Source organism: uncultured Ruegeria sp. (genome assembly GCF_947500045.1).
In the GTDB taxonomy this organism is placed as follows: domain Bacteria; phylum Pseudomonadota; class Alphaproteobacteria; order Rhodobacterales; family Rhodobacteraceae; genus Ruegeria.
This window is the reverse complement of sequence record NZ_CANMQQ010000004.1, coordinates 138,154-164,113: the sequence shown is the minus strand read 5'-3', so window position 1 is coordinate 164,113 and position 25,960 is coordinate 138,154. Positions and strand designations below refer to the sequence as shown.

At 58.0% G+C, this 25,960-nt stretch carries 29 protein-coding genes; 15 read left to right on the top strand and 14 right to left on the bottom strand.

The window, feature by feature from the left end; translation table 11 throughout:
• Nucleotides 1–3: 3 nt before the first annotated feature.
• Nucleotides 4–474 (bottom strand): transcription elongation factor GreA, encoded by a 471-nt coding sequence (gene greA / locus Q1B46_RS08895; RefSeq protein ID WP_299663098.1) that lies wholly within the window; start codon nucleotides 472–474, stop codon nucleotides 4–6.
• A gap of 236 nt (nucleotides 475–710) precedes the next feature.
• A complete protein-coding gene (locus Q1B46_RS08890) occupies nucleotides 711–1,091 on the bottom strand; it encodes a VOC family protein (RefSeq protein WP_299947082.1) in 381 nt (126 codons plus the stop codon).
• Nucleotides 1,092–1,180: 89 nt separating this feature from the next.
• On the opposite strand from Q1B46_RS08890, the gene soxR reads away from it, so the two are divergent.
• From soxR to Q1B46_RS08870, 4 genes are all read left to right on the top strand, one after another.
• Complete coding sequence (gene soxR / locus Q1B46_RS08885) at nucleotides 1,181–1,636, top strand: redox-sensitive transcriptional activator SoxR (protein WP_299947079.1); 456 nt, start codon at nucleotides 1,181–1,183, stop codon at nucleotides 1,634–1,636.
• Nucleotides 1,637–1,772: 136 nt separating this feature from the next.
• Nucleotides 1,773–3,419: an electron transfer flavoprotein-ubiquinone oxidoreductase gene (locus Q1B46_RS08880; protein ID WP_299947076.1), complete on the top strand. Its 1,647-nt coding sequence runs from the start codon at nucleotides 1,773–1,775 to the stop codon at nucleotides 3,417–3,419.
• A 155-nt stretch (nucleotides 3,420–3,574) separates the two neighbouring features.
• A complete protein-coding gene (locus Q1B46_RS08875) occupies nucleotides 3,575–5,236 on the top strand; it encodes a tetratricopeptide repeat protein (protein ID WP_299947555.1) in 1,662 nt (553 codons plus the stop codon).
• The gene (locus Q1B46_RS08870; protein WP_299947073.1) at nucleotides 5,226–6,047 is read left to right on the top strand and encodes a 4-(cytidine 5'-diphospho)-2-C-methyl-D-erythritol kinase; all 822 of its coding nucleotides are present in this window, start codon (nucleotides 5,226–5,228) and stop codon (nucleotides 6,045–6,047) included. Before Q1B46_RS08875 ends, Q1B46_RS08870 begins: the two co-directional genes overlap by 11 nt.
• Here the strand turns inward: Q1B46_RS08870 and Q1B46_RS08865 are convergent.
• Entirely contained in the window at nucleotides 6,040–7,038 is a 999-nt protein-coding gene (locus Q1B46_RS08865; protein WP_299947070.1) for a polyprenyl synthetase family protein, read from the bottom strand. The genes Q1B46_RS08870 and Q1B46_RS08865 overlap by 8 nt on opposite strands.
• Nucleotides 7,039–7,094: 56 nt before the next feature.
• On the opposite strand from Q1B46_RS08865, the gene Q1B46_RS08860 reads away from it, so the two are divergent.
• The 3 genes from Q1B46_RS08860 (at nucleotide 7,095) to Q1B46_RS08850 (ending at nucleotide 8,363) form a co-directional block, all read left to right on the top strand.
• Entirely contained in the window at nucleotides 7,095–7,310 is a 216-nt protein-coding gene (locus Q1B46_RS08860; RefSeq protein WP_299662854.1) for a DUF2007 domain-containing protein, read from the top strand.
• Entirely contained in the window at nucleotides 7,307–8,074 is a 768-nt protein-coding gene (locus Q1B46_RS08855; protein WP_299947066.1) for a methyltransferase domain-containing protein, read from the top strand. The genes Q1B46_RS08860 and Q1B46_RS08855 overlap by 4 nt, the downstream gene beginning before the upstream one ends.
• Nucleotides 8,075–8,198: 124 nt before the next feature.
• Nucleotides 8,199–8,363 (top strand): DUF465 domain-containing protein, encoded by a 165-nt coding sequence (locus Q1B46_RS08850; RefSeq protein WP_008756591.1) that lies wholly within the window; start codon nucleotides 8,199–8,201, stop codon nucleotides 8,361–8,363.
• On the opposite strand, the gene Q1B46_RS08845 is transcribed toward Q1B46_RS08850, so the two are convergent.
• From Q1B46_RS08845 to Q1B46_RS08800, 10 genes are all read right to left on the bottom strand, one after another.
• The gene (locus tag Q1B46_RS08845) at nucleotides 8,360–9,226 is read right to left on the bottom strand and encodes an EamA family transporter (RefSeq protein WP_299947062.1); all 867 of its coding nucleotides are present in this window, start codon (nucleotides 9,224–9,226) and stop codon (nucleotides 8,360–8,362) included. The genes Q1B46_RS08850 and Q1B46_RS08845 overlap by 4 nt on opposite strands.
• On the bottom strand, nucleotides 9,223–10,170 hold the full coding sequence (locus tag Q1B46_RS08840; RefSeq protein ID WP_299947059.1) for a transcriptional regulator GcvA: 948 nt from the start codon (nucleotides 10,168–10,170) through the stop codon (nucleotides 9,223–9,225). Before Q1B46_RS08840 ends, Q1B46_RS08845 begins: the two co-directional genes overlap by 4 nt.
• A gap of 304 nt (nucleotides 10,171–10,474) precedes the next feature.
• Nucleotides 10,475–11,197 (bottom strand): acetoacetyl-CoA reductase, encoded by a 723-nt coding sequence (gene phbB / locus Q1B46_RS08835; protein WP_299662864.1) that lies wholly within the window; start codon nucleotides 11,195–11,197, stop codon nucleotides 10,475–10,477.
• A gap of 187 nt (nucleotides 11,198–11,384) precedes the next feature.
• Nucleotides 11,385–12,560: an acetyl-CoA C-acetyltransferase gene (locus tag Q1B46_RS08830; RefSeq protein WP_299947056.1), complete on the bottom strand. Its 1,176-nt coding sequence runs from the start codon at nucleotides 12,558–12,560 to the stop codon at nucleotides 11,385–11,387.
• A 194-nt stretch (nucleotides 12,561–12,754) separates the two neighbouring features.
• Nucleotides 12,755–13,588: an EAL domain-containing protein gene (locus Q1B46_RS08825; RefSeq protein ID WP_299947054.1), complete on the bottom strand. Its 834-nt coding sequence runs from the start codon at nucleotides 13,586–13,588 to the stop codon at nucleotides 12,755–12,757.
• Nucleotides 13,589–13,700: 112 nt separating this feature from the next.
• Entirely contained in the window at nucleotides 13,701–13,889 is a 189-nt protein-coding gene (locus Q1B46_RS08820; RefSeq protein WP_299947051.1) for a hypothetical protein, read from the bottom strand.
• Between the two features lie 89 nt (nucleotides 13,890–13,978).
• Nucleotides 13,979–14,950, bottom strand: a complete 972-nt coding sequence (locus Q1B46_RS08815) for a sterol desaturase family protein (protein WP_299947049.1) — start codon at nucleotides 14,948–14,950, stop codon at nucleotides 13,979–13,981.
• Nucleotides 14,947–15,333: a hypothetical protein gene (locus tag Q1B46_RS08810; protein WP_299947047.1), complete on the bottom strand. Its 387-nt coding sequence runs from the start codon at nucleotides 15,331–15,333 to the stop codon at nucleotides 14,947–14,949. The genes Q1B46_RS08815 and Q1B46_RS08810 overlap by 4 nt, the downstream gene beginning before the upstream one ends.
• 92 nt (nucleotides 15,334–15,425) lie before the next feature.
• Nucleotides 15,426–15,791, bottom strand: coding sequence for a hypothetical protein (locus Q1B46_RS08805; protein WP_299947044.1), 366 nt, complete (start codon nucleotides 15,789–15,791; stop codon nucleotides 15,426–15,428).
• 63 nt (nucleotides 15,792–15,854) lie between these two features.
• A complete protein-coding gene (locus tag Q1B46_RS08800; protein ID WP_299947041.1) occupies nucleotides 15,855–16,421 on the bottom strand; it encodes a TlpA disulfide reductase family protein in 567 nt (188 codons plus the stop codon).
• Between the two features lie 21 nt (nucleotides 16,422–16,442).
• Here Q1B46_RS08800 and argH point away from each other — a divergent pair, with 21 nt between their 5' ends.
• The 4 genes from argH to Q1B46_RS08780 all read left to right on the top strand — a co-directional run bounded on the left by argH (nucleotide 16,443) and on the right by Q1B46_RS08780 (nucleotide 22,156).
• Nucleotides 16,443–17,831 carry an argininosuccinate lyase gene (gene argH / locus Q1B46_RS08795; RefSeq protein ID WP_299947039.1) on the top strand — a complete coding sequence of 463 codons (1,389 nt, stop codon included), beginning with the start codon at nucleotides 16,443–16,445 and terminating at the stop codon, nucleotides 17,829–17,831.
• A 17-nt stretch (nucleotides 17,832–17,848) separates the two neighbouring features.
• A complete protein-coding gene (locus Q1B46_RS08790) occupies nucleotides 17,849–18,013 on the top strand; it encodes an argininosuccinate lyase (RefSeq protein WP_299947037.1) in 165 nt (54 codons plus the stop codon).
• Between the two features lie 295 nt (nucleotides 18,014–18,308).
• A complete protein-coding gene (gene lysA, locus Q1B46_RS08785; RefSeq protein WP_299947034.1) occupies nucleotides 18,309–19,574 on the top strand; it encodes a diaminopimelate decarboxylase in 1,266 nt (421 codons plus the stop codon).
• A gap of 35 nt (nucleotides 19,575–19,609) precedes the next feature.
• Complete coding sequence (locus Q1B46_RS08780; RefSeq protein WP_366871463.1) at nucleotides 19,610–22,156, top strand: TIGR02302 family protein; 2,547 nt, start codon at nucleotides 19,610–19,612, stop codon at nucleotides 22,154–22,156.
• Here Q1B46_RS08780 and Q1B46_RS08775 read toward each other — a convergent pair.
• Nucleotides 22,153–22,869 (bottom strand): zinc-ribbon domain-containing protein, encoded by a 717-nt coding sequence (locus Q1B46_RS08775; RefSeq protein WP_299947031.1) that lies wholly within the window; start codon nucleotides 22,867–22,869, stop codon nucleotides 22,153–22,155. The two genes, Q1B46_RS08780 and Q1B46_RS08775, sit on opposite strands and share 4 nt — an antisense overlap.
• A 182-nt stretch (nucleotides 22,870–23,051) precedes the next feature.
• Here Q1B46_RS08775 and Q1B46_RS08770 point away from each other — a divergent pair, with 182 nt between their 5' ends.
• Genes Q1B46_RS08770 through Q1B46_RS08755 form a run of 4 tightly spaced genes read left to right on the top strand, consistent with a single transcriptional unit; the run spans nucleotide 23,052 to nucleotide 25,957 of the window.
• Entirely contained in the window at nucleotides 23,052–23,729 is a 678-nt protein-coding gene (locus tag Q1B46_RS08770) for an ATP-binding cassette domain-containing protein (protein WP_299947551.1), read from the top strand.
• Nucleotides 23,726–24,625, top strand: a complete 900-nt coding sequence (locus tag Q1B46_RS08765; protein WP_299947029.1) for an FtsX-like permease family protein — start codon at nucleotides 23,726–23,728, stop codon at nucleotides 24,623–24,625. The genes Q1B46_RS08770 and Q1B46_RS08765 overlap by 4 nt, the downstream gene beginning before the upstream one ends.
• Entirely contained in the window at nucleotides 24,625–25,365 is a 741-nt protein-coding gene (locus Q1B46_RS08760; protein WP_299947027.1) for a lysophospholipid acyltransferase family protein, read from the top strand. The genes Q1B46_RS08765 and Q1B46_RS08760 overlap by 1 nt, the downstream gene beginning before the upstream one ends.
• Entirely contained in the window at nucleotides 25,352–25,957 is a 606-nt protein-coding gene (locus tag Q1B46_RS08755) for a pyridoxamine 5'-phosphate oxidase family protein (RefSeq protein ID WP_299947026.1), read from the top strand. Before Q1B46_RS08760 ends, Q1B46_RS08755 begins: the two co-directional genes overlap by 14 nt.
• The last annotated feature ends 3 nt before the right edge of the window (nucleotides 25,958–25,960 follow it).

Sequence of the window (25,960 nt, the reverse complement as noted above, 5' to 3'; positions counted from 1 at the left end):
CGCTCAGGCGTATTTGATACTCAGGACTTCGTAGGAACGCACGCCGCCGGGGGTGCGAACCTCGACGCTGTCGCCTTCTTCCTTGCCGATCAGGGCGCGCGCGATAGGGGATTTGATGTTCAAAAGGCCTTTCTCGATGTTGGCCTCATACTCACCCACGATCTGCCAGGTCTTTTCTTCATCGGTATCTTCATCAACCAGCGTCACCTGGGCACCAAATTTGATCGCACCCGACAGTTTGGCCGGATCAATGACATCGGCCAGTGAAAGGATGCCTTCAAGCTCTTTAATGCGGCCTTCGATGAAGCCCTGTTTTTCGCGGGCCGAGTGATATTCGGCATTCTCTTTCAGGTCACCGAGTTCGCGTGCCGTTGCAATCGCTTCGATGATGGCCGGGCGCTCGACGGATTTCAGGTTTTTCAGCTCCGCCCCGAGCGCGGCATTGCCCGTAGGCGTCATGGGGATCTTTTCCATAGTCTTGTCGTCCACGCAGAAATTGTTACGCCCCGCCGCATGGGTCAGCGTCGGGGCGAAGGATGGGTTGGCAATTACCTGACCCAAATGAGGCGTGAATTGCAAGAGGGGAGGCGCACCTTGTCAGCAAACTCGCGACTTAGCGCCGCCTTTGAGGGGGTTGGGCGCGCCTATGGCGCTGTCCCAACAACTCACCTCGTCGCCAGCGGCAGGCATCATGCGCAAGCCACAGCATCTCAATCATACTGAACCACCTCGAACTCGATGCCGTTATCGTCACGAAAATAGAATCGCCGTCCGGGTTCATAATCAGCGTGGTTATGCGGTTCGAACCCTGCTTTTCGAACCTTGGCCTCGGTTGCATCAATATCTTCGACCAGCACGCCCACATGGTTCAACCCGCCCAAGATATCGTAGCTGCTTTCTACGGCGGGCTTCGGATCATCGGGGGTGTAAAGTGCCAGATAGGTGTGTGCGCTGCCCACGTGCACGGTATAGCCGCCTGCTATTGCCGGGCCTTCCCAGCGCGTTTTCCAATCGAAGACGTCCTGCATCCATGCCGCGGATGCCTTCGGGTCACGGACGGTAAAGTTGGTATGTTCCAAGGTCGCCATCATGGGTTCTCCTTCTTTGCTTGAGGTTTGTCCCGACTCACTGTAATTTCTGAACCTAACTTTAGGTCAAGGGATTTTTTCCGGAGTTCGTTATGGCAGTTTCCGAAGGTTTGGCGATTGGCGCACTGGCCCGGCGTACCGGGTTGGCCGTCTCGGCAATCCGGTATTACGAGGCACAGGGTTTGATTTCACCGTGGCGGAATGCAGGCGGGCAGCGGCGGTATCAGCGTGCCGATATTCGGCGGCTGAGCTTTGTGATGATCGCGCAGCAATTCGGCCTGACGTTGCCCGAGATCCGTGAGGTTCTGTCGGGACTGCCGGGAAATCGCACACCAACGCCCCATGACTGGAAGACTATCAGCGAAGTGTTGCGCACCCGTCTGGATCAGCGAATCGACACGCTGATGCGACTGCGCGACAATCTGGATGGTTGCATCGGTTGCGGCTGTCTCAGTCTGCCCAAATGTAAGCTCTATAACCCCGATGACCGGGCCAAATCCCTTGGTAGCGGTCCCAGATACCTTATGGGGGATACGCCAGAGGGCTGAATTGTCGAATAGCGTCATTGTTACGCCGTGTTTCGATTGACCAAGGTCTTTTCCAGCATGTAACCAGCTGTGAAACAATATTGCGCGGACCGCATGAGAAAAGCGCCAATTCGGAAAGTAAGCGAAGGAGCCCGCGATGGCCGAGATTGAACGCGAAGCGATGGAATATGACGTGGTGATCGTGGGCGCAGGCCCTGCCGGTCTGTCTGCGGCCATCCGTTTGAAACAACTGGATGCTGATCTGAATGTCGTCGTGCTGGAAAAGGGCTCGGAAGTGGGTGCGCATATCCTGTCGGGTGCTGTGCTGGACCCCTGCGGTCTGGATGCGCTGATCCCCGATTGGAAGGAAAAAGGCGCGCCACTGAACGTACCGGTCGAAGAAGACAACTTCTATATGCTGGGCGAGGCGGGCCAGATCCGCATCCCCAACTTCCCGATGCCGCCGCTGATGAACAACCACGGTAACTACATCGTCTCAATGGGCAATGTCTGCCGCTGGATGGCCGAACAGGCCGAAGAGATGGGCGTAGAGATTTTCCCCGGCATGGCCTGCTCTGAAATGGTCTATGGCGAAAACGGTGAAGTCAAAGGCGTTGTGGCAGGTGTGTTTGGTCTGGAGCCAGACGGCTCCTATGGCCCCAACACCGAGCCGGGCATGGAACTGCACGGCAAATATGTCTTCTTGTCAGAAGGTGTGCGTGGCTCGCTATCCAAAGAAGTGATCGCCAAATACGATCTGTCTGCTGGCAAAGAAGTGCAGAAATATGGCGTCGGCATGAAAGAGATCTGGGAGATCGATCCAGACAAGCACAAGGAAGGCACCGTCACCCACACGATGGGTTGGCCGCTGGGCAGCAACGCGGGAGGCGGGTCGTTCATTTACCACCTTGAGAACAATCAGGTTTATGTCGGTTTTGTGGTCCATCTGAACTACAAAAATCCGCATCTGTATCCGTACATGGAATTCCAGCGCTTCAAGCATCATCCGATGGTGGCAGAGTTGCTGAAAGGCGGCAAACGCGTGGCTTACGGCGCCCGTGCAATCACCGAAGGCGGCTATCAGTCGATGCCAAAGCTGGTTGCCCCGGGCGTGGCGCTGCTGGGCTGTTCGGCGGGTATGGTCAACGTGCCGCGCATCAAGGGCAACCACAATGCGATGCTGTCGGGCAAAGCCGCTGCCGAGGCCGCCTATGATGCAATCAAGGCCGAGCGTTCGGGTGATGAGCTGACCACCTACGAGACTGATGTACGCGACGGCCCAATCGGCGCAGACCTGAAGAAAGTGCGCAACGTCAAGCCGATCTGGTCGAAATGGGGCCTGACCGCCAGTCTGATGCTGGGCGGTCTGGACATGTGGACGAACACGCTGGGCTTTTCGCTGTTTGGTACGGTTGGACATGGCAAGAACGACGCTGAGTCGACCGAAGATGCCAGCAAGCACCAGCCAATCGATTACCCGAAACCCGACGGCGTGCTGTCCTTCGACCGCCTGACAAACGTATCGTTTGCCGCGACCAATCATGAGGAAAGCCAGCCCTGCCACCTGCGCCTCACCGATCCGGAAATTCCGGTTAAGGTCAATCTGCCTAAATTCGACGAACCGGCGCAGCGGTATTGTCCAGCGGGTGTCTATGAGATGGTCGAGGACGATGGCGAACCGCGATTCGTGATCAACTTTCAGAACTGTGTTCACTGCAAGACCTGTGACATCAAGGATCCCAGCCAGAATATCACCTGGACCACGCCGCAAGGTGGCGACGGCCCGAACTACCCCAATATGTAGGCGAGAACATGGGTACTGGCGGGGTCGTGAAGGCTCTGCCATTGCCTCTGGCCCACCAAAGCCCTAGCTTGTCGTTCAGGCAACGACAGCAAGGCAGGCAATTGGTGGTTTCCCCGATAAGACGCGCGGCACTGGCCGTAATCCTCAGCTCGGCAATGGCGCTACCGGCAGTATCAGATACCGGATCGGGATCGTATCTGGCAGGGCGGCAGGCGATATATCAAAGCGACTATCCAGCCGCCGAACGATATTATTCGGAGGCTTTGAAGGCTGATCCCGAAAACGGAAGGCTGTTGGAGAACGTCGTGGTGGCGCGGCTGGCTCTTGGCGAAATCGAACGCGCATTACCGGTTGCGTTTGCTATAGAAGAGCAAGATCTGCCCAGTCAGGCCGCCCGTATGGTGATCTCGGCCAATCTGCTGGCAAGCGGAGAGCTGGATGAATTTCTGGCCCGTGACCCTGAATCACAAGGGGTTGGCCCCCTGGTTGATGGCTTGCTGATCGCTTGGACCCATATGGCGCAAGGTGCCATGTCCAAAGCGATGGAGCATTTCGATGCTGTCTCAACCCAGGAAGGTCTGAAAGAATTCGCGCATTATCACAAGGCTTTGGCCTTGGCTTCGGTCGGTGATATTGAAGGCGCTGAGGCAATTTTCACGGCAGATAACGGTGTGGTCGCCCGGTTTTCTCGGCGGGCGGCGCTGTCGCGGGCCGAAGTATTGTCGCAATTGGATCGCAACGAAGATGCGCTGCAGTTCCTTGACGAAGTGTTTGCTGCGGGAAGCGATCCAACCATAGAAGGGTATGTTCAACGCCTGACGGCGGGCGAAACACTGCCTTTCACACATGTACGATCAGCCCAGGACGGCATGGCCGAAGTGTTCTATTCAGTAGGTGCCGCTTTGAGTGCCGAGGCGTCGCAAGACTATGTTCTGCTCTACGTTCGGGCCGCGACCTTCCTGCGCCCCGACCATATCGACGCGATCCTGCTGAGCGCTGAGTTACTGGACGGGCTTGAGCAATATGATCTGGCTGTTGACGTCTATCGGCAGGTGCCTCCGGGCAGCAGTGACTATCATGCCGCTGAATTGGGCCGCGCCGAAGTGCTCAGCCGTTCAGATCGCAAAGATGCGGCCGCAGAAGTGCTGCAAAACCTTGCAGCTCAAAACCCTGATTTACCCGGTGTACATGTGGCATTGGCGGATCTTCGACGTCAGCAGGAAGATTACGTCGCCGCGGTCAGTTCGTATGATAAAGCCATTGCCCTGACCGAGGAAGGTGCAGGTAGCAATTGGTTCCTGCACTACGCCCGTGGGATTTCCCATGAGCGCCTCAAGAATTGGGAACAGGCCGAGGCTGATTTCCGTCGTGCACTTGAGTTGAACCCTGACCAGCCGCAGGTGCTGAATTATCTTGGCTATTCGCTGGTCGAACGGAAGGAAAAGCTGGACGAGGCTCTGGGCATGATCGAACGCGCGGTCTCGGCCCGCCCGGATAGTGGCTATATTGTCGATAGTCTGGGATGGGTGCTGTTCCGTCTAGGTCGATATGATGAAGCGGTAGATCATATGGAGCGCGCGGTTGAGCTGATGCCCGTCGATCCGGTGGTGAATGATCATCTGGGCGATGTCTATTGGGCCGTCGGCCGCGCGCGTGAGGCCGAATTCCAGTGGAAACGAGCCCTATCCTTCATTGATCCCGAAGATACGGACGGTGAGGCCGATCCCGAACGCATCCGTCGCAAGATTGAGGTTGGGTTGGATGCCGTTCTGGTTGAGGAAGGCGGGGAACCACTGAAGGTTGCCAATGAAGGCTGAGGCATTTGCGCCTGCAAAGATCAATCTGACCCTGCACGTGACCGGCCAGCGTGAAGATGGTTATCATCTTCTGGATTCGCTTGTTGCCTTTGCGGATATCGGCGATCGCTTGAACCTTATATCCGGCCCCGAGCTGATGCTTTCGATTGCCGGTGAGTTTTCGAACGGTGTTCCCACCGGTCATCGCAATCTGGTATGGCAAGCCGCCGAAGCCATAGGATGGACTGGCAGTATTCATCTGGAAAAGCACCTGCCCCATGGCGGCGGCATCGGCGGGGGGTCCTCTGACGCTGCGGCGGTCTTGCGCACTATTATCGCGCAGGGGATCGAGATGGCCGAAACCGCACCGCTGTCGCTTGGCGCGGATGTTCTGGTCTGCATGCAAGCCACAGCGGCGCGGATGCGGGGGATTGGCGAAAAGGTTGAGCCGATCACACTGCCGCCCCTACCTGCGCTTCTGGTCAATCCGGGCATCACAGTGCCGACTGGGGCAATCTTCTCCGCCTTGCGGAGCCGTGAAAACACACCGATGCCAGCAGACATTCCCGGATTCAAAACACCAGAAGACTGTGCTGATTGGTTGCTGGGTCAACGAAACGACCTGCAGGCACCTGCGCGATCCGTGGCACCCGGTATTGCGGATGTCATCGATGCTTTGCGCGATACACGAGATGTGCTTCTGACGCGCATGTCGGGCTCAGGCTCAACCTGTTTCGCGCTTTACCCCACGTTGAAGGCAGCTCATTTCGCCGCTTATGAGATCGGTGCCGCGCAACCCGGCTGGTGGTGCCGCGCGACGATGCTCAGTTGAGGCGCGAAACGACGTAATCGGCCAGATCACCCAACAGAATGCGAATCTCGTGATCAGGAAGCGCCGCCAGCGCTGATTTGGCCTTGGCGGCCCAATCAAATGCATCCGCGCGGGTCGCGTCCAGCGTGCCATATTTCCCCATCAGTGACAGGGCATGATCCAGATCGCCCTCTTCCTGACGGCCACGCCTGATCGTGCGCTCCCAGAACGCATATTCTTCGGGGCTCGCTTGGGCGACGGCTTTGATCACAGGTAAGGTCAGTTTGCGTTCACGGAAATCGTCACCGACATTCTTACCCGTCGCTGCGCTATTACCTTGATAATCCAACAAATCATCTGCGATCTGGAACGCAATCCCCAGCGCGTCACCATAGTCATATAGTGCCTTGATCTGCCTGTCAGACGCGCCAGCGATCACGCCGCCCACCTCGGTTGCGGCTGAGAAAAGCGCAGCAGTCTTGCCGCGCACGACTTGCAGATACACGCCTTCATCCGTGCCCAGATCGGTCGATGCGGTCATCTGCAGCACCTCGCCTTCGGCAATGGTTGCAGAAGCGTTGGCCAGAATATCCAAAACGCGAAGTGAGCCAGTTTCGACCATCAACTGGAAGCTGCGGGAAAACAGGTAATCACCTACCAGAACACTGGATTTGTTGTCCCAAAGCAGGTTTGCGGTCGGACGACCCCGACGCTGCCCGCTTTCATCAACGACATCGTCATGCAACAGGGTCGCGGTGTGAATAAACTCGACCGTAGCAGCCAGCTTGACGTGATGGTCGCCAGCGTACCCGAACAGCTGCGCCGCAGCCAATGTCAGCATCGGGCGCAGGCGCTTGCCACCGGCCTCAACCAAATGAGCGGTCACTTCGGGAATGCGCGGCGCGTGTTCCGACGCCATGCGCGTCCGAATCAACGTATTCACCGCGGCCATTTCACCCGCCAGCATCTCTGCCAGACGCTCGTGCGGTTTCGAGATTGTGCTGATGCTCATCACACTCCTGATACAAGGCTCGACTTCCGGCTCACCTTGCCCTTACATCCACCCCCATGAAAGAACTATTGCGCAGCACCGATCCGACTATCCTGGCTTTTGCAACTGCCCTTCTTAAGGGCGAGGATATAGACTGCTTTCAGATGGACGTAAATATGAGCATCCTCGAAGGGGGCATCGGAATCTTCCCCCGCCGTCTGATGGTCCGCACCGACGATCTGACCCGTGCCGAACGGGTCATGCGCGACAATGAGATCCCATTGGGGCGATGAGCAGCTTTTCCGACAGCGATTTGACCTGCAATGATTTTCTGGGCGGCCGTGTGCGTCTGTGGCAGCCGCGCTCAGGATATCGCGCAGGGGTCGATCCGGTTTTGCTGGCGGCTTCGGTCCCGGCATGCGCAGGCCAGTTCGTGTTGGAACTGGGCTGCGGGGCGGGGGCGGCGATCCAATGCCTGATGGCGCGCGTACCGCTGCTGCAGGCGACGGGAGTCGAGCTGCAACCGGCCTACGCGGAACTGGCGCGCCGGAACGCGGATGAAAATACCAACCTGACCATAGTTGAGGCCGACCTGAGCGCCCTGCCAGAAGATCTGCGCCAGATGCAGTTCGATCATGTCATCGCCAATCCCCCCTATTACCGCCCCGGCGCGTACAGCCCGGCGACCGATGCGGGGCGACGGGTTGCGTTGGGTGAGAACACGCCGTTGCAGGATTGGATCGATGTCGCTGCCCGGCGGCTGGCTCCGCGTGGGTATCTGCACATGATCCAGAAAGCGGATCGACTGCCCGACTTGCTGACGGGCTGCGCTGGGCGCTTGGGCTCAGTCGAGGTTCTGCCCTTGTCACCCCGGGCGAATCGTGCCGCTGAACTGGTAATCCTGCGCGCCAGAAAAGGTGGACGTGCTGCATTCCGGTTGCATGCACCGCTGGTTCTGCATGCGGGTGACCGGCACGTTGAGGATGGCGAAAGCTACACTCCTCAGGTTTCAGCCGTGCTGCGTGATGGGGCGGCGTTGACCGGGCTGTTCGCTTGATCGGCAATGACCAGCCGAATTTGTCGGATTTGTTACAGATTCTGTGCGTCTGCAGCGTGACAGGCTGGAAATGATGTGATCAACTTCTTACGTGACACTTACAAACCAGAGAAGGAGGACCGCCATGAGCGTGAGCGCACATTTGACGGAGTTGAAGAAGAAACACGAAACTCTTGGTCTTGAAGTGGAAGAAGCGCAACGCTCACCTGGTATCGACGATCTCCATATCGCACAGCTCAAGAAACAGAAGCTGAAGCTGAAAGAAGAGATCGAGCGCCTGTCGGCCTAAGCCTTCAGGCTGGCGCGGGCCGCGATGGCAGCGCCACCGGTGACAAATAAAGCCGCGATCGCCAGACCCCAGGACGGGGCGGCGATCCCGGCCAGAACCAGCACCAGCGTGGAAAGCAAAGGTGCCGCGTATGAGGCGGTGCCCAGGATTTGAATATCCCCGCGCTTGACCCCAATATCCCAAACATAAAACGCCAGCCCAACGGGACCCAGACCCAATGCAACGGTCGAGGCCCAGCTCAATACGCTTTGCGGCCAGACCGTCTCTTCTACTGCGAAATGCAAGATCCATGAAGCAATGGCCGTCAAGATGCAGAACACCGCGACCGAGCTTGTAGGCACGTCGCCCAACCGACGCGACAGAACCGAATAGCCAGACCATGTCAGCGCGCACAGCAAAGCCAGCCCATAGCCGGGCAGGTGTTGCGCTTGAAACCCCGCACTTCCGCCACCAGTGATGATGACAGCCGCTCCGGCAAAGCCAAGGCAGGCCCCGATCAGATGGCCAGGTTTCAGATGCTCTCCGGGCAGCAGGCCAGACAGCAGGACAATCAATAAGGGCCATAGATAGGCGATCAATCCCGCTTCGGCCGCAGGGGCCATGCGCAAGGCCGAGAAATAAAGTGCGTGATAGCCGAAAAGCCCGATTGTTCCAAAAAGGTAGGTCGTCCACGCGATGTGACGCAATTGCCCAAGTCCGCCGTTCGCTGCGGTCCAGATCAGGCCTAAAATGCCGCCGATTGTAAAACAAATGGCGTTCAGCAGCAGCGGGGGTGTTGGGGATGAGCCAACAGTGAACAGGGCCAGCAGAGACCACAGCAATACGGCGACAAAGCCGATTGCGGTCGCACGAGAACGGGTCATGAGTATCTCAGTTCCTTTTCGGGAATGATCTCGAAGTCATCCCACATATGTGCGGTTTTTTCGATTTCTGCAAAGAACCAGTCTCGGAAAGCCGCAATTTGCGGGCGATCTTTGGATTCTGGTAGGCAGATAAAGCGGAACCGGGCTTTGGTCTGAACAGCCACTTTGAAGGGGGCAATCAACCGACCTTCGCGTACATCCTTGATAATCAATGGCCGTCGTCCCAACGCGACCCCCAACCCGGCACAGGCCGCATCAATGGCATGATCAGGCTGAGAAAAATGTGTACCCGTTGTCGGCGCAAACGACATTCCGACGGCACGGAACCACGACGGCCAATCGCAGCCCGGCGCTACGTTGAAGAGCGAATCGTCAAATATGAGCGGCGCCTCGCGAAGCGAATCCGGTGTTTGAAATCTTTCATACAGCTCTGGTGTCATGATTGGCGTCACCCAATCTGGACGGGCAGCATATGAAGCCAGGTCTGTATCGTCCGAAGTTCCAAAACGGATCGCCGCGTCCACATCATCCCGCCGTAAATCCACGACTTTAAGCGACGCGGATAGCCGTAGTTCGATATCCGGGTGGAGGCGTGCAAATTCAAACAGCCGCGGGGCCAGCCATTTGGCAGTCAACGCCGGCCCAGCGGTGAGGGTTAGCGTCTTGGTGTCCTGCAGTCTGCGTGTCGCCGCCCATGCCGTTTGTAGCGTTGCAAAGCCCTCTGCAGCACCGGGGGCCAATGTACGCCCCGTCTCGGTCAGTTCGACGGCCCGGTTCAGGCGGCGAAACAGTGGCTGCCCCAGGTGCTCCTCCAGCGATTTGATCTGAAAGGACAGCGCGGCCGGGGTAACGTGCAACTCTTCGGCGGCTTTGGCAAAGGACATGTGCCGCGCGGCGGCATCAAAGGCGCGCAGCGCTGTCAGCGGGGGTAGGCGGTCACTCATGTCAGTTAAAATTTCCTTAACTGTAGCCTCGAAAATCCTCGTTTGTACGTAGGAAAAATAAGCCTCAATATCAATTTAAGTCAAATGAAACTGATCCGGGAAAGAGGCTAATATGATTGAGATGACAACCCATCCATCTGTCCAGCGTGCCTTTCAAAGGGCGCATTCCGAGCGTGGCAAAGCGGTCAGAAGCATCTGGAGATTGATTTTCGGTTCCCGCTGACCGCTGCGCGCGCGGTCTTACGGGATAAAAGAAGGGCCGGTCCTGATTGGACCGGCCCGTTTTCATTCTGATACAACTTGTTCAGACGAAGAACTGTGCACCGTTGGCCGAGATGGTCGAGCCGTTGATGAACTGTGAATCGTCCGAAGCCAGGAACGCTACGCAACGGGCGATTTCTTCCGGCTCACCCAGGCGGCCTGCGGGGATTTGGCCGATGATCGATTCGCGTACTTTTTCCGGCACCGCCATCACCATTTCGGTCGCGATATAGCCGGGGCAGATCGCGTTTGCAGTGATGCCCGCGCGCGCGCCTTCCTGCGCCAGGGATTTCACGATGCCCAGATCGCCCGCCTTGGTCGCAGCATAGTTCACCTGCGCGAATTGGCCTTTCTGACCGTTGATCGAGCTGATCACTATGATGCGGCCGAACTTGCGCTCGCGCATGCCCGGCCATACGGGATGTACGGTGTTGAACACACCAGTCAGATTGGTGTCGATCACCTGATGCCACTGTTCGGGCGTCATCTTGTGGAAGGGTGCATCGCGGGTAATGCCTGCGTTCGCAACCACGATATCGATCGGGCCAACTTCGGCCTCAACCTTTTCGATGCCCGCTTTGGATTCGTCGTAATCCGCAACATTCCATTTGTAAGTCTTGATACCAGTCTCTTCTGTAAAATTTGCGGCGGCTTCGTCATTGCCTGCATAGGTGGCGGCAACATTGTATCCTTCGGCTTTTAGCGCCTTGGAAATTGCTGCGCCGATGCCGCGGGAACCGCCGGTTACGAGTGCTGTACGTGCCATTTAGGACTCCTCCAAATTTAGTCGTCTTGGTAATTCTGTTACTCTGAGAGTTGAGGATGCGCAATATCGTTTCGTGATAGATTTTGTCTTTCTGTCCGGCGATATTGTCGCATTTAAGGGATATGATCCGATTGTAACAAAAAAGGGCGTCCGGAGGACGCCCTTTTGTAATTAGTTTTCAGCGCACTTAGTCGCGCTCCACACACAGCGCGACGCCCATGCCTCCGCCGATGCAAAGGGTCGCCAGACCTTTCTTCGCATCGCGGCGCTTCATTTCGAACAGCAGGGTGTTGAGAACCCGGCAACCTGACGCGCCGATCGGGTGGCCGATGGCAATTGCGCCGCCGTTTACGTTCACGATCGACGGATCCCAACCCATGTCCTTGTTCACCGCGCAGGCCTGCGCAGCGAAGGCTTCGTTGGCCTCTACCAGATCTAGGTCACCAACGGACCAGCCAGCTTTCTCCAGCGCTTTGCGTGAGGCATAGATCGGACCAACACCCATGATCGACGGGTCCAAACCAGCGGTCGCGTAAGATGCGATCCGGGCCAGCGGTTCAATCCCGCGCTTTTCGGCGTTCTCGGCCGACATCAGCAACGTCGCCGCTGCACCGTCATTCAGGCCCGAGGCATTTGCCGCTGTGACCGAACCGTCCTTGGCAAAAGCCGGGCGCAGCTTGGCCATGGCTTCCATGGTTGCGCCGTGGCGAATGTACTCGTCCTTGTCCATCACGATGTCGCCCTTGCGGGTCTTGATGGTGAAGGGCACGATTTCGTCGGCAAACTTACCAGCCTTTTGGGCGGCTTCGGCCTTGTTCTGCGATGCGACGGCGAATTCATCCTGCATATCGCGGCTGATTTGCCATTTCTCGGCGACGTTCTCGGCCGTTTGACCCATGTGGTAGCCATTGAACGCATCCCATAGGCCATCGCGGATCATGGTGTCGATGTATTTCATGTCACCCATTTTGTGACCGGCGCGCAAGGCAGCAGCGTGGGGTGACAAGGTCATGTTTTCTTGACCACCCGCGGCAATGATGTCGGCATCGCCCAACTGAATGTGTTGAGCGCCCAGTGCGACAGCGCGCAGGCCAGAGCCGCACACCTGGTTGATGCTCCAGGCGGCGCTTTCCTGCGGCAGGCCCGCATTGATATGCGCCTGACGGGCGGGGTTTTGTCCCTGCGCCGCGGTCAGGACCTGACCCATGATGGTTTCGTTTACCTCACCCTTGTCGATCCCGGCGCGTTCGACAACCGCTTCTAGGACGGCAGTGCCCAGATCATGTGCAGGGGTGTTCGCAAACGAACCACTAAAGCTACCGACGCCCGTACGTGCGGCGGATGCGATTACTACGTTGGTCATACAGTCAATCCTTTACCGTCATGGTCCTGTGGGAAATCTGACGGCGCAGGTCATGGAGAGGGGTTCTCCGAATGCAAGAGCGCCTTGTGATCCCCCGCTCCAGCACCTTCTGCAATAGCGTAATGCTGCATCTGCAGCAACGGATAGGTTGTCTCAGCGTAATCTGTGGCGGTGTTCTGCGCGCGATGCCACGCTCAACTGCCCGTTTTCGCGGGTTTTTCCTGTTTCCAGGGCGGTGCGACCGACGGCGCGCCATATAAGAAGCCCTGCAGGCAATCCACGCCATTGGCGATCAGAAAACTGGCATCCTCGGCGCTTTCGACCGATTCGGCAGTGACAAGAATTTCAAATTCACGCGCGACAGCGATCAATGCCCGCACGAGTGCCTGGTTGTCGGGGTTGCTGCTGATCCCGCGTATGAACTGCCCGTCGATCTTGGCTGCGTCGAACAGAAACTCGCGGAAATGACGAAAGCTGAAGTTGCTGGCCCCGAAATCATCCAGCGCAAAGGCGATACCTCGGGATTGTTGGCGGTCCATGAAATCAACCACCAGTTCAGGTACCTGCATTGCCGAACTTTCCGAGATTTCCAGTATCAACCTCTCGCCCACGCTTGCGTCTTTTTTCAGAAACTTGTCCAACACGCGCGACCAGCGGGCATAGCCGATGGACCGGGCTGACATATTGATCGAAAGGCGGATGCCCGGGTTTCGGATCAGGGTGCGCAACCCCATCTCAAGCGCGACACAATCGAGATCACGGCCGATAGGTGTGTTTTCGACCTGCGGCATGAACTCACGTGCGGGGATGACACGACTGGTTTCATCCAGAACGCGGATGAACCCTTCGTAGAAGGCGACGCCTTGCGGAGGATGCGCTTGCACGACTGGCTGAAAGGCCAACCGGCATTGTTTGTGCTTTACCGCCTCGGTCGCCATCTGGACGACCGACTGATCCCGAGAGGTGACGGCAGCGCTCAACGGATTATCCGAGCCCTCAGGCAGGTCCACGCGTGTCCTGTTTCCCATGATCTACCGTTCCTCTGATCCCGACGCCTAGGGTCCGGGCATCAGTTTCAGGGAAGACAGGTAAAACCGGAGTTAACGAGCAAGCATTTATCTTCGGTGATTTGCCCGAGGATCAGTGTGAGGACTGCCAGGCATGACGCAGAGACGCCGCCGCACCAACCAGGGCCCCGATTAGCCCAAGCGCGGCCATGACGAACCCAAGCCCCAAAACTGTTGGGACTGCTCCGTTAAGCGCGGCGGTCATGGTGATAACAAGACCCAGCAAGCCTGTAGCGGTAGAAATTCTCAGCAGTTTTGACATGCGGGGCTCCGGAAATGCGTACTTAAATCACCTCTCGGATATGGAGCGCTTGTGCCAAAATTCAAGCACAGAAAAGGTCTTTCTAAGACCTAGACCTGCCCTGCCGTTGTAACGTGGGGTTCCGTATCGAACCGCTCAAACCCCGGAGTTCCGCGATCTTCAGGGTGCCGGGCAACGTGTTTGGCCTTGATCTGTTCGGAATTGTCGCGGCTGCCATCATGGCTGTAACCGGGTGGGGCGAAGCAATATGCGAACCTTTGTCGCAGTGTCAGCCCCGGTTGGGTGACATCTTTCCAGATGCCGACCCATTCGTGAAACGCAACGCGCAGTGGGTTGAAGGTGCCAATATTGTGAACCAGCCCGTAGTCGACCTTGTCCTCTTCCTGCTCGGGGACAAATGTGCCGAACATCTTGTCCCAAATGATGAAGACACCGGCATAGTTGCAATCCAGATACCGTGCGTTGCGTCCGTGATGGGCACGGTGGTGGCTGGGGGTGTTCATGACCGCTTCGAACCAACGCGGCATCTTGCCGATGGCCTCGGTGTGGATCCAGAATTGATAGATCAGGTTCAGGCCACCAACAAACAGCACCATCGCAGGATGGAACCCCAGCAGAATCAGAGGCGCGCGGACCACCATCATGAACGTGAACGTATAGGTCCATGTCTGCCGCAATGCCGTAGTCAGGTTGTAATGCTGCGAGCTGTGGTGGTTCACGTGACTGGCCCAAACCCAACGGATGCGATGCCCGAACCGGTGCACCCAATAATACCGCAGGTCATCCAGTACAAAGCACAGGATGATCACCGGGATTGACGTACCGAGATCTAGAGGCGTGATCTGCCACAACCACATGAAAAACGCATAAGCGATAAACCCGAGCAGAAAGCCCGAGGCGATATTGCCCGCCCCCATGATCAGCGAGGTCACGGCATCGCGCGTCTCATAACGCCCGCCGCGTCCTTTGACAGCGATCCACAGGAACTCGGCCAGAATGGCGGCGATGAAGAAGGGCACGGCCCATTGAACCGCGTCGGGAAAGGTCATCTGGTCAGTCATTCCGGATCCATCAGGTGTTGCCACTGCTGGCGCTCGGTTTCGTCGAGGTGGATGATCGCGCGAGGGGTGCTGAAATCGTGGAACAGGACCTCAAAGCCATCGGAGGTCTCAAGCCAGTCGAAATCCCGCAAGTGCCGCGCGACCGTATCGGCCCCAAAAGACCAAAGCAGCCCAGCCCCGGATTCCGTTCGGACCAGCGCGGCATGCCCGTCATGGGTCACCGTCACATCGATCACCACATCCTCTGGAAAATGTCGTAACCATTGATCCGGTGCGGTTTCGGACGTCAACAAATGCAAGCGGGACTTGCCCGACATGTGCAGTAGCAGCGTGATCCCGGCGATGCCGCCGACGACCAGCACCAAAAGAATTTCCAGCGACATTCCATCCTCCTGCAGTCAAACTGCAAAGGAGGGGGAAAAGTGTCAAAGGTGGCGTTGCGTCAGCCGCAGCATGGCTAAGGCGATATGGCCCGTTATTCGATCCTGTAGACCGTCGTACTGCCTTTGCCTTTTTCGCGCGTCATTCGGGCCGAATTACCGTCGACTTCAAAAACCTGGCAATCGGTCCCCAAAGCCTTGCCATCCAGCACGCCATTGCGGCACCAGAATCTCTTGTTCCAGGCCCAGCTTCCGCTGAATTTTTTCCCGCTCACGAGCTTGGCCGAAATCGTCCCGTCCGGATTGGCAACAAAGACGTTGCCCTGTTCATCGATCAGCTTTTTCCCGGCCAGTTGCGCGTTGAACTGATCGGCGGTTTTGACGCGCTTATAGTCCGCCTGAGCCGCCCCGGCGATTGCCAACGTGGTTGCAATTACAATGAAAGAAATCGAACGTGTCATAATAGACCCCCTGATGAAATGCAGGAGAGCCTATCATGATTCGTTGATTTTAAGGCAAAATTCTCAGCTTTCGCCGCCTACGAGTGTGGACACAATCGCCTTCGCGCTATCCGAGTTCCACTCGGCGTCGCCAATAAGCCGTGCAATCTCCTGACCTTCGGGGTTCAGGATGACAGTGATCGGAAGCGCAATTACGCCAAACTCGCGCGCGGCGGCGGAATTTGGATCCTGATGGCGCGGCAGGTTTCCGATGCCGTTCTCATCAAAGAACTTCTTGATCCCGGCAGGGGTGTTGCGCCCGGTGGCCAACGTCAGAACTTCGAATTTGTCACCGCCGAACTCTTCCTGTAGCTCAGCAATTTGTGGCATCTCCTTGCGACAGGGGGCGCACCACGTGGCCCAGAAATTCACCAGCACATATTTGCCCGCATAATCTTCAAGTGTGCCCACGCCACCATCGTCTTCCAGTTGGAACTCGATGGTCTTGGCGGGCTTTGGCTCTGTGTGCAGGATCAGCCGTTTCAACGTACCTTCACGCAGCGGGCCCAGAGTCTCGGCATCCGTGGCCAAAGCCGCGTTTGCACCCAGCGCAAGGGCCATATAAAGGGGGATCAGACGAAATAGGCGCATATCAACTCCGGGTTTTCTTACATGACCGATCAATCTTCGAACCAGATGTGGGGCGGCCGCTTTGCCGCCGGTCCAGACGCGATCATGGAGGCAATCAATGCCTCGATCGGGTTCGATCAGCGGATGGCAGCCCAGGACATCGCAGGCTCGCGCGCCCATGCCGCCATGTTGGCTGCCACAGGCGTTATAACTGATAGTGATGCGCAGGCCATTCGGGAAGGGCTGCTCACCGTTTTGTCAGAAATCCAGAATGGGCAATTTCTGTTCTCGACAGCGCTGGAAGACATCCACATGAATGTCGAGGCGCGGCTGAAAGAAGTGATTGGCGAACCCGCAGGTCGATTGCACACAGGCCGGTCGCGCAATGATCAGGTGGCGACCGATTTCAAACTGTGGGTCCGCGATCAGTTGGATGCGGCTGAATCCGGCCTGCTGGCCCTGATCCGCGCGCTTTTGGCGCAGGCTGAGGCCGGTGCTGATTGGGTGATGCCCGGCTTCACCCATCTGCAGACCGCGCAGCCAGTGACATGGGGCCACCACATGATGGCCTATGTTGAGATGTTTGGCCGTGACCTCAGCCGCGTTCGCGACGCCCGTGCCCGGATGAACGAATCCCCCTTGGGCGCTGCTGCGCTCGCAGGCACATCCTTCCCTATCGACCGGCAGATGACGGCTGAGGCGCTGGGCTTTGACCGCCCCGCCGCCAACTCGCTGGACGCAGTAAGCGACCGCGATTTCGCGCTGGAGTTCCTGTCGACCGCCTCGATCTGCGCAATGCACTTGTCGCGCTTTGCAGAGGAACTGGTGATCTGGTCTTCGGCCCAGTTCCGCTTTGTCACACTGTCGGATCGATTTTCGACCGGCTCATCGATCATGCCGCAGAAGAAAAACCCTGATGCCGCAGAACTGATCCGAGCCAAGGTAGGCCGCATTTATGGCGCAAACACCGCACTGATGATGGTCATGAAGGGGCTGCCACTGGCCTATTCCAAGGACATGCAGGAAGACAAAGAACAGGTTTTTGATGCTGCGGACAACTGGATGCTAGCGCTGGCTGCGATGGAGGGCATGGTCAAGGACATGACCGCCAATCGCGACAGCCTTACCGCCGCTGCTGGGTCTGGATTCTCAACCGCAACCGATCTGGCCGACTGGCTGGTGCGCGTACTGGGCCTACCTTTCCGTGATGCCCACCACGTTACCGGATCGTTGGTAGCTATGGCAGAGGGCAAGGGATGTGACTTGCCCGATCTGACGCTCGAGGACATGCAATCGGTCCACGCAGACATCACCGATGACGTCCATTCTGTTCTTACGGTCGAAAATTCGGTAAACTCACGCCAGTCTTATGGTGGCACAGCACCAGATCAGGTGAGGGCCCAGATCAAGCGATGGAAGGCATTGGTGTGATGCGGATACTGCGAATAATGCTTTTGATCTCAGGTGGCGCCGTTCTGGCAGGGTGTGGCGCGGATGGTGAGCCCATTCAGCCGACGATGAACGCCAGTGTTGGTGTCGGCAGCAGTGGCACCCACGGCGCTGTGGGCGTCGGCGTGCGCCGCGGTGGGCTGGGTGTTTATCTGGGTCTCTAAAGTTCCGAATTTGCAATTTCCGGAACGCACACCCATTTGCATCAAACATCTCCTGAATGACAAAGAGAAATAGCATGAGACCTATCGGCCTGATCCTCTGCCTTGCCGTACTTGCAGCTTGCGACTCGTCAGGTACACCCCGAACAGAACCATCAGCCGCGCCCAGCGGGTCCGGGATCTCGATTTCAGGATACGCACGGGTGGGCGCGTCAAAGACCTTCTGAACCGCGACGGGTGACCACAGCACCAGCGGAATCATTTGATCCACATGCCTCTTTTGGTCTAAGCGCGCGGTATGGATCATTTTCTCTACCGCGACGGCGCGCTTTTCGCCGAGGATGTGCCAATCTCCGAAATCGCTGCTGCGGTCGGAACCCCGTTTTATGTTTATTCGACGGCGACTCTGTTGCGGCATTTCAAGCTGTTTGATGACGCGCTTGAGGGCACCGATCACCTTGTCTGTTATGCGATGAAAGCGGCCAGTAATCAGGCAATACTGAAAACACTGGCACAGGCGGGTGCTGGGATGGATGTGGTCTCGGGCGGCGAGTATATGCGTGCCAAGGCCGCAGGCGTGCCGGGCGCCAGGATTGTGTTCTCTGGCGTAGGCAAGACTGCGGATGAGATTCGCACTGCTTTGACCGGTGGTATTCGACAGTTCAACGTCGAATCCGAGCCCGAGATGCAGGTGATCAACGCGGTTGCGCTTGAATTGGGCAAAGTTGCGCCGATCACCGTGCGGGTGAACCCAGATGTGGATGCAAAGACCCATGCCAAGATCGCCACAGGTAAATCTGAGAACAAGTTCGGTATTCCGATTTCTCGCGCTAGAGAGGTTTATGCGCTAGCCGCCAGCCTGCCAGGGCTTGAGGTGATCGGGATCGATGTCCACATCGGCTCGCAATTGACTGAGCTGGAGCCTTTTGAACTGGCCTACAACAAGGTTGCGGAGCTGACCGAGCGCTTGCGCTCGGAAGGGCACAATATCCGCCGCCTTGATCTGGGCGGTGGTTTGGGCATTCCTTATACCCGCTCAAATGACGCACCACCCTTGCCCGTCGAATATGGTGCAATGATCAAGAAAACACTGGGTCATCTGGGTTGTGAGATCGAGATCGAGCCCGGCCGCCTGATAGCAGGCAATGCGGGCCTGATGGTATCAAAGGTTATATATGTCAAATCCGGAGAAGACCGCGATTTCCTGATCCTTGATGGCGCAATGAACGACCTGATCCGCCCGGCGATGTACGAAGCGCATCATGACATCGTCGCGGTCGAAGAACCCGCCGTCGGGGTCGAGCAGCGCCCCTATGACATCGTCGGCCCGGTCTGCGAATCCGGCGATACATTTGCCAAGCAGCGTAATATGCCGCCCCTGAAATCGGGTGATCTGATCGCATTCCGCAGTGCCGGCGCCTATGGCGCGGTGATGTCCAGCGAATACAACACCCGCCCCTTGATCCCCGAAGTTCTGGTGAATGGCGATCAATTTGCCGTAATTCGTGAACGGCCAAGCTTTGACGAAATCATAAACCGCGATACCATACCAGAATGGCTCTGACGCGATAGGCGCGTGGGCCGATCAGGAGGCCCGCCTTGCGCGACAACCAGACCCTGCCGATTCCAAGACTGTCCGTGTGGCTGACGCATGCGGGGATGCTGGCCGAGCAGGTGATGCGCGCGTTCTGGCCATTTTTCTCGATTCTGATGGCACTGCTGGCCGCTCTTATGCTGGGGCTGCAGGACCTTGTGCGCATTGAGACCGTGTGGGTTTGTGCAGGGATCGGATCGCTCGCTCTGATCACAACAGCGATTCTCGGTATTAGAAGGTTTCATGTGCCAACGCGTGCTGCGGCGCTGGTTCGGCTGGATGAAACCCTTCCCGGGCGTCCGATTCAGGCGCTAATGGATGATCAGGCCATCGGTGCAATGGATGCGGATTCGGTAGCGCTGTGGCACGCGCATCAGGCCCGCATGGCCGAACGAGCATCGAAAGCGGATCCGGTCAAACCGGACCTACGGCTGGCCTCTCGTGATCCGTATGCCTTGCGCTATGCTGCGTTGCTGGCCTTGGTGGTTGCGGCGCTGTTCGGATCATTCTGGCGGATTGGATCAGTGGCCGACATGACACCGGGCACGGCGCAGGCTGGGCAAGGACCAACGTGGGAAGGCTGGGTGGAACCGCCGCGTTATACTGGCCTACCAACGCTCTATCTCGCAGATCAGACGGACCCGACACTTACGGTGCCCAAAGGCAGCCGCATCACGCTAAGGTTCTACGGCGAGATTGGTGCACACAGCCTGACCGAGACGACGACGCCGCTTGGAACCGAGGCAGCAACCGAGCCAGAGCAGGACTTTGTTGCCGAACGCTCGGGTGAGCTGCGGATCGACGGCCCCGCCGGGCGTGATTGGGCGTTGGACATACTCGCGGACACTAAACCACAGATCGAAGTGGTAGGGTCGGCCGAATCTGAGGCAGGCGGCCAGATGAAGCTGCCTTTCTCTGCGGCAGATGATTATGGCATTGTTTCAGGTTTAGCTAGGATCGAGTTGAACCTGCCCGCCGTGAACCGCGAATTTGGTCTGGCGACCGAGCCCGAACCGCGCGAGATCATCACGGTCGAGCTGCCGATGCCAATCACCGGCGACCGGACCGAGTTCACCGAAGATCTGATCGAAGATTTTTCACAACACCCCTGGGCACATTTGCCGGTGAGAATTACCCTCATGGCCGCCGATGCGGCGGATCAGGAGACGATTGCCAAGCCCTATCTGACAGAACTGCCCGCGCGGCGATTCTTTGACCCGCTGGCCGCGGCGGTGGCCGAACAACGGCGTGATCTGCTTTGGTCTCGCGAAAATGCGTTGCGCGTGGCGCAGTTGCTGCGGGCGGTCTCGCATTTGCCCGAAGACCTGTTCCGCTCGGATACGGCGTATCTGCGCCTGCGCGTGATCTTGCGCCGGTTGGAAACCTTCGACCAATTTGGTGCGCTGAACCTCAAACAGCAGGAAGAGATTGCGCAGGCCCTTTGGGACCTGGCCGTTCTGATCGAGGACGGAACATTGGCCGATACGTTGGAACGGATGCGCCGGGCGCAGGAACGTCTGACCGAAGCGATGCAAAACGGTGCAAGTGACGAAGAGATCGCCGAGCTGATGCAGGAATTGCGCGAAGCGACGCAAGACTACATGCAACAGCTCCAGCGACTGGCACAGGAAAATGGAGATTCGCAAAACCAGCAGGGGCAGAATGGCGAAACGCTGCAAATGACTCAGGATGACTTGCAGCGGATGATGGATCGCATTCAAGAGTTGATGGAACAGGGCCGTATGGCCGAGGCGCAGCAGGCGTTGGAAGAGTTCCAGCAGATGATGGAAAACATGCGCGTCACCCAAGGGCAGGGCGAAGGTGGTCAATCCGAAGGTCAGCAGGCGATGGAAGGTCTTGCGGAAACCTTGCGAGAACAGCAGGGCCTTAGCGATCAGGCGTTCCGCGATCTGCAGGAACAGTTCAATCCCGGCGCGCAGGCAGGTGAAAGTCAGGGCAACGAAGGCCAATCGGGTGGTCAGGGCCGGGGTCAGAGTCACGAAGGACAGGGTGGCCGCGGTCAAGGACAGGATCAGGCAGGCGATGGTCAGCAGGGTCAAGGCGGCTCACTCGCTGACCGTCAGCAGGCGCTGCGGGATGAACTCAGCCGTCAAGAACAAGGTTTGCCCGGTGGTGGCACGCCCGAAGGGGACGCAGCGCGCGAAGCGCTGGGTCGCGCGGGCCGCGCCATGGACGAGGCCGAGGGCGCATTGCGCAACGATGATCTGGCCGAGGCGATTGACCGCCAGTCCGAAGCGATGGAAGCCCTACGCGAGGGGATGCGATCTCTGGGTGAAGCCATGGCGCAAAACCAGCAGAACCAGCCGGGGCAAGGCACCGAAGCGGGCGACATGCAGGCCAACAATCGCGACCCGCTGGGTCGAGCGCCGGGATCGGCGGGCTCAATCTCGACCGATGACAACCTGTTGCAGGGTGAAGACGTCTATCGCCGTGCGCGCGAACTGCTGGATGAAATCCGCCGCCGAACAGGCGAACAGGATCGGCCGCAGATCGAGCTGGAGTACCTTAAACGACTGCTTGAACGGTTCTAGTTCTGCGCCCCGCCCCCGGTTTGTGCTTCAAGCCACAGGCGCGCCTGATCGACCAGTGAGACATATGATTTCAGCATCGGATCAGCTTGCGGAACCGCCTCGCTGATCTGATTTGCGTTGCCGTAGATCAGAAACAGTATGACGGCGATAATCAAGATCAGCGCAAAACCGCGAAGAAACCCGCCAGATTTTCGAGTTGGAGTAGCCGTATCGGCCTCGTCAGTCTTTAGTTCACTACGCAGGCCCGAGTTGATCGCCTCGACATCCGGCAGCTCATCCTTTTGGCCTGCGTCGGCAGCGGTTTCCGTGGCAGATGGTCGTTTGGGTTTGACCTCGGGCTCTTCGGGGGGATCCAGGGCCAGATCGGGCTGGCTTTCCAGATTGCTGCCTTCACGCGCGCGCAGTTCAGCCTCGCGGGCGGCCTCTTCCCTTAGAATGCTGGAAATCCCGGGATCTACATTGCCGACACTCTTTCCTTCGGTCGCATCGGGTTCTGCCTTGGCCTCCTCGGGCTCCGGCGCATCTTCCTCTGGTTCAACAGCAGTTTCCTCGGCAGGGGCGTCTGGTTCAGCATCTGTCGGGCTGGCATCAGCGTGTTTCGCTTGGAACCATGTCTTTTCGCAATTGGAACATTGAACTTCGCGCCCGTCCTCAGGGATCACTTCGTCCGGGACTTCGTATTGAGCGCTGCAATTCGGACACGTTAAACGCATTCTGCCTCCTGGTCTTCAAGACCGGCCTGATAATAGTTTTTTAAGGGATGATATTCCGTTAAGACCCAACAGCAAAGCGTGTTTTAGGTTTCGCGGGCCAAGTGTCGCCAATTGGCCCCGCCCGAGGCATTGAATCCAACGCTGCGCTCGGGCATGAGATGAGCAGAACAATGGGGGCAGGCGTGATCGAGCTGGACAATATCAGCTATAACTACGGCGGCGGCGAATTGCTGAGCGATGTTTCGCTGCAATTGCAACCCGGGTCGTTCCACTTTCTGACTGGCCCTTCCGGCGCAGGCAAGACCACTTTGCTGAAGCTTTGCTATGGCGCGTTGTTGCCGACTTCGGGCAGGCTTTTGGCCTTTGATGACGATATTGCCGGGATGGACCGGGATCAGATGGCCCTGCTGCGCCGTCGGATTGGTGTGGTACATCAGGATTGCCGGTTTCTGGATCACATGACGTTGGCTGAAAACGTCGCCCTTCCGTTGATGGTGTCGGGGCGGGGTGAGAACGGCACACAGGAAAACCTGACCGAACTTTTGGGGTGGGTCGGGCTTGGCAACCGGCTCGAGGCGCACCCACCCGAGCTTTCGGGTGGGGAGCGTCAGCGCGCCGCGCTGGCCCGAGCGGTTATTTTGTCACCCGATGTGGTGCTCGCCGATGAGCCAACCGGCAATGTGGATTGGGAAATGTCTCAACGCCTTCTGCACCTGCTGATCGAATTGAATCGAATGGGAAAAACCGTGCTTATCGCCACCCACGACCTGAGCCTGATCCGGGCTGCCAAAAGCCAGGTTCAAGCCCGTGTTCTTCGGATAGCGCAACGCCAAGTGCAACTTGCGGGGGCGGATCTATGAGCAAGGGCACGATCCGCAATCTGTTGCGTCGCGACAAACGTGCCGACCGGGTGGTGCCGCCGACGGGCTTCACCGCACAGCTGACCCTGTTTGTGTCCGGTGCGATGGCGTTTCTGGCGGTGTTTGCGCTGGCCCTGTCGCTGGCCTCGGGCCGTTTGGCAGATCGCTGGGCGTCCGAACTTGCAGGTGCGGCAACATTGCGGATCAACGCGCCCGCCGATCAGCGGGCGGCACAGACCGAGGCCGCGCTGAACGTTTTGCAGCAAACGCCGGGTGTCGCATCGGCCCGCGCGCTGACAACGGAAGAGCAGGCGGACCTGCTGTCGCCGTGGTTCGGCCCTGATCTGCCCTTGGACGCTTTGCCCATACCGCAACTGATCGAGATCATCGAAGGTGAGCCTGGATTGGATGCGGCAGGTCTGCGCCTGCGTCTGAGTGCCGAAGTGCCGGGCGCCGTTCTGGATGATCACACCCGCTGGCGCGAGCCGCTGGTTGATGCGGCCATGTCGCTGCGGCGTCTGGGCTGGGTTTCGATCCTGCTGATTGGTGGGGCGACGGCTGCCATGATCACCCTCGCCGCCAATGCGTCGCTTGCCGCCAATGCACAGATTATCGAAGTTTTGCGACAGGTTGGTGCGCGTGATCGGTTCATCGCCGGGGCATTCGTGCGTCGGTTCACCTTTCGCGCGCTCTTTGGGGCGGCCGTTGGAACCCTGTTGGGCATGTCAGGTGTTTTGCTGCTGCCCGAAGCCTCGGACGCGGGTGGTTTTCTCACCGGTCTTGGATTTCAGGGGATTGGCTGGGTCTTGCCGGTGCTGATTCCGGTGTTGGGCGCAGCGGTTGCGTTTCTGGCTACATGGTCAGCTGCGCAACGCAAGTTAAAGGAGCTTTCGTGATGCTCATGGCCATTCAATGGGTGCGGTCGCTGATCTTCATGATCGCAATCTACGCTTGGATGCTAATCCTGGGGATCGTCTTCGCGCCATATGCGCTGTTTGCCAAAAGCGGGGCACTTCGGGCCTGCAAGACCTACGCGCACACAACGATGTGGCTGGCCCGTTGGTTGGTTGGTATTCGCTGCGAAGTGCGCGGGAACGTACCTCATGGCGAGGTCGTGATCGGCGCCAAGCATCAGTCGTTTCTGGATATTATCATGATTTTCGACGCCATCCCACATGGCAAGTTCATCATGAAACGCGAACTTCTGTGGACGCCGGTGATCGGGATGTATGCGCGGCGTCTGGGCTGTATCCCCGTCAATCGCGGCAAACGGGGCGCTGCTGTGGCCAAGATGGTCAAGGATGTGGCCCGCGAGTTTAGTGAGCCCGGTCAGCTAGTGATCTACCCGCAGGGAACACGCGTCGCACCGGGGGCTCATAAACCCTATAAGGTCGGTACTGCGGTCCTGTATGAAGGGCTTGCTTTCCCATGTGTGCCAGTTGCGACCAATGCGGGGGTATTCTGGCCCCGCTCGGGTGTGTTGCGCAAACCCGGAACGGCAATTGTCGACTTTCTTGAACCGATCGAACCCGGCGTTGCGCGAAATGAATTTCTAGAGCGGCTGGAAAACGTGATCGAGACGCGTTCAAACGAATTGATGCGAGAAGTGGGGTTTGAACCAGATGGAATTCATTAAGGACATTACCGCGCTTGAGGCGCTTTACGGAACGCCGGGTGCAGCATCCACGCGCAAGGTGGCGCGGCAACTTACACCGCTGTACCGCAAGTGGATCATGGCATCGCGCCTTTGTATCCTCAGCACAGTCGGCCCCGAGGGGGTCGATGGCAGCCCGCGCGGAGATGACGGGCCAGTCGTATTGGAGCTTGATCCAGGCCTGTTAGCCTTGCCGGATTGGCGCGGCAACAACCGTTTGGATTCATTGCGCAACATTGTGCGTGATCCGCGCGTATCGCTGATGTTCATGATCCCCGGTTCGAACACCGTTGTGCGGGTGATTGGCACGGCTCAAGTGACCGCCGATGATGATCTGCGCGCGCGCTTCGAAAAACACGGGAAACGCCCCGCGACTGTTATCGTGATCGAGATATCCGAGATTTACACTCAATGCGCCCGCGCCTTGATGCGCGCTGCAACATGGAGCGGGCGTGATGAAAGTAGTAACCTCCCGACCGCCGGTGAAATCCTGTCGGAAATGACACAAGGAGAGGAAGGCGGCGCAAATTACGATCAGGAATGGGGTGCCCGCGCCGCAAAAACGATGTGGTAGGCA

Bases quoted from the DNA above. Each gene is read 5' to 3' on its own strand.
- Q1B46_RS08810 (WP_299947047.1), bottom strand. From the start codon at position 15,333: ATGTCGCTGGAAATTCTTTTGGTGCTGGTCGTCGGCGGCATCGCCGGG.
- Q1B46_RS08875 (WP_299947555.1), top strand. From the start codon at position 3,575: ATGGCGCTACCGGCAGTATCAGATACCGGATCGGGATCGTATCTGGCA.
- Q1B46_RS08880 (WP_299947076.1), top strand. From the start codon at position 1,773: ATGGCCGAGATTGAACGCGAAGCGATGGAATATGACGTGGTGATCGTG.
- Q1B46_RS08870 (WP_299947073.1), top strand. From the start codon at position 5,226: ATGAAGGCTGAGGCATTTGCGCCTGCAAAGATCAATCTGACCCTGCAC.
- Q1B46_RS08860 (WP_299662854.1), top strand. From the start codon at position 7,095: ATGAAAGAACTATTGCGCAGCACCGATCCGACTATCCTGGCTTTTGCA.
- Q1B46_RS08840 (WP_299947059.1), bottom strand. From the start codon at position 10,170: ATGAGTGACCGCCTACCCCCGCTGACAGCGCTGCGCGCCTTTGATGCC.
- soxR (WP_299947079.1), top strand. From the start codon at position 1,181: ATGGCAGTTTCCGAAGGTTTGGCGATTGGCGCACTGGCCCGGCGTACC.
- Q1B46_RS08755 (WP_299947026.1), top strand. From the start codon at position 25,352: ATGGAATTCATTAAGGACATTACCGCGCTTGAGGCGCTTTACGGAACG.
- Q1B46_RS08760 (WP_299947027.1), top strand. From the start codon at position 24,625: ATGCTCATGGCCATTCAATGGGTGCGGTCGCTGATCTTCATGATCGCA.
- Q1B46_RS08850 (WP_008756591.1), top strand. From the start codon at position 8,199: ATGAGCGTGAGCGCACATTTGACGGAGTTGAAGAAGAAACACGAAACT.
- Q1B46_RS08825 (WP_299947054.1), bottom strand. From the start codon at position 13,588: ATGGGAAACAGGACACGCGTGGACCTGCCTGAGGGCTCGGATAATCCG.
- Q1B46_RS08830 (WP_299947056.1), bottom strand. From the start codon at position 12,560: ATGACCAACGTAGTAATCGCATCCGCCGCACGTACGGGCGTCGGTAGC.
- Q1B46_RS08805 (WP_299947044.1), bottom strand. From the start codon at position 15,791: ATGACACGTTCGATTTCTTTCATTGTAATTGCAACCACGTTGGCAATC.
- Q1B46_RS08815 (WP_299947049.1), bottom strand. From the start codon at position 14,950: ATGACTGACCAGATGACCTTTCCCGACGCGGTTCAATGGGCCGTGCCC.
- Q1B46_RS08845 (WP_299947062.1), bottom strand. From the start codon at position 9,226: ATGACCCGTTCTCGTGCGACCGCAATCGGCTTTGTCGCCGTATTGCTG.
- Q1B46_RS08820 (WP_299947051.1), bottom strand. From the start codon at position 13,889: ATGTCAAAACTGCTGAGAATTTCTACCGCTACAGGCTTGCTGGGTCTT.
- Q1B46_RS08765 (WP_299947029.1), top strand. From the start codon at position 23,726: ATGAGCAAGGGCACGATCCGCAATCTGTTGCGTCGCGACAAACGTGCC.
- Q1B46_RS08775 (WP_299947031.1), bottom strand. From the start codon at position 22,869: ATGCGTTTAACGTGTCCGAATTGCAGCGCTCAATACGAAGTCCCGGAC.
- phbB (WP_299662864.1), bottom strand. From the start codon at position 11,197: ATGGCACGTACAGCACTCGTAACCGGCGGTTCCCGCGGCATCGGCGCA.
- Q1B46_RS08790 (WP_299947037.1), top strand. From the start codon at position 17,849: ATGCTTTTGATCTCAGGTGGCGCCGTTCTGGCAGGGTGTGGCGCGGAT.
- argH (WP_299947039.1), top strand. From the start codon at position 16,443: ATGACCGATCAATCTTCGAACCAGATGTGGGGCGGCCGCTTTGCCGCC.
- lysA (WP_299947034.1), top strand. From the start codon at position 18,309: ATGGATCATTTTCTCTACCGCGACGGCGCGCTTTTCGCCGAGGATGTG.
- Q1B46_RS08855 (WP_299947066.1), top strand. From the start codon at position 7,307: ATGAGCAGCTTTTCCGACAGCGATTTGACCTGCAATGATTTTCTGGGC.
- greA (WP_299663098.1), bottom strand. From the start codon at position 474: ATGGAAAAGATCCCCATGACGCCTACGGGCAATGCCGCGCTCGGGGCG.
- Q1B46_RS08865 (WP_299947070.1), bottom strand. From the start codon at position 7,038: ATGAGCATCAGCACAATCTCGAAACCGCACGAGCGTCTGGCAGAGATG.
- Q1B46_RS08800 (WP_299947041.1), bottom strand. From the start codon at position 16,421: ATGCGCCTATTTCGTCTGATCCCCCTTTATATGGCCCTTGCGCTGGGT.
- Q1B46_RS08890 (WP_299947082.1), bottom strand. From the start codon at position 1,091: ATGATGGCGACCTTGGAACATACCAACTTTACCGTCCGTGACCCGAAG.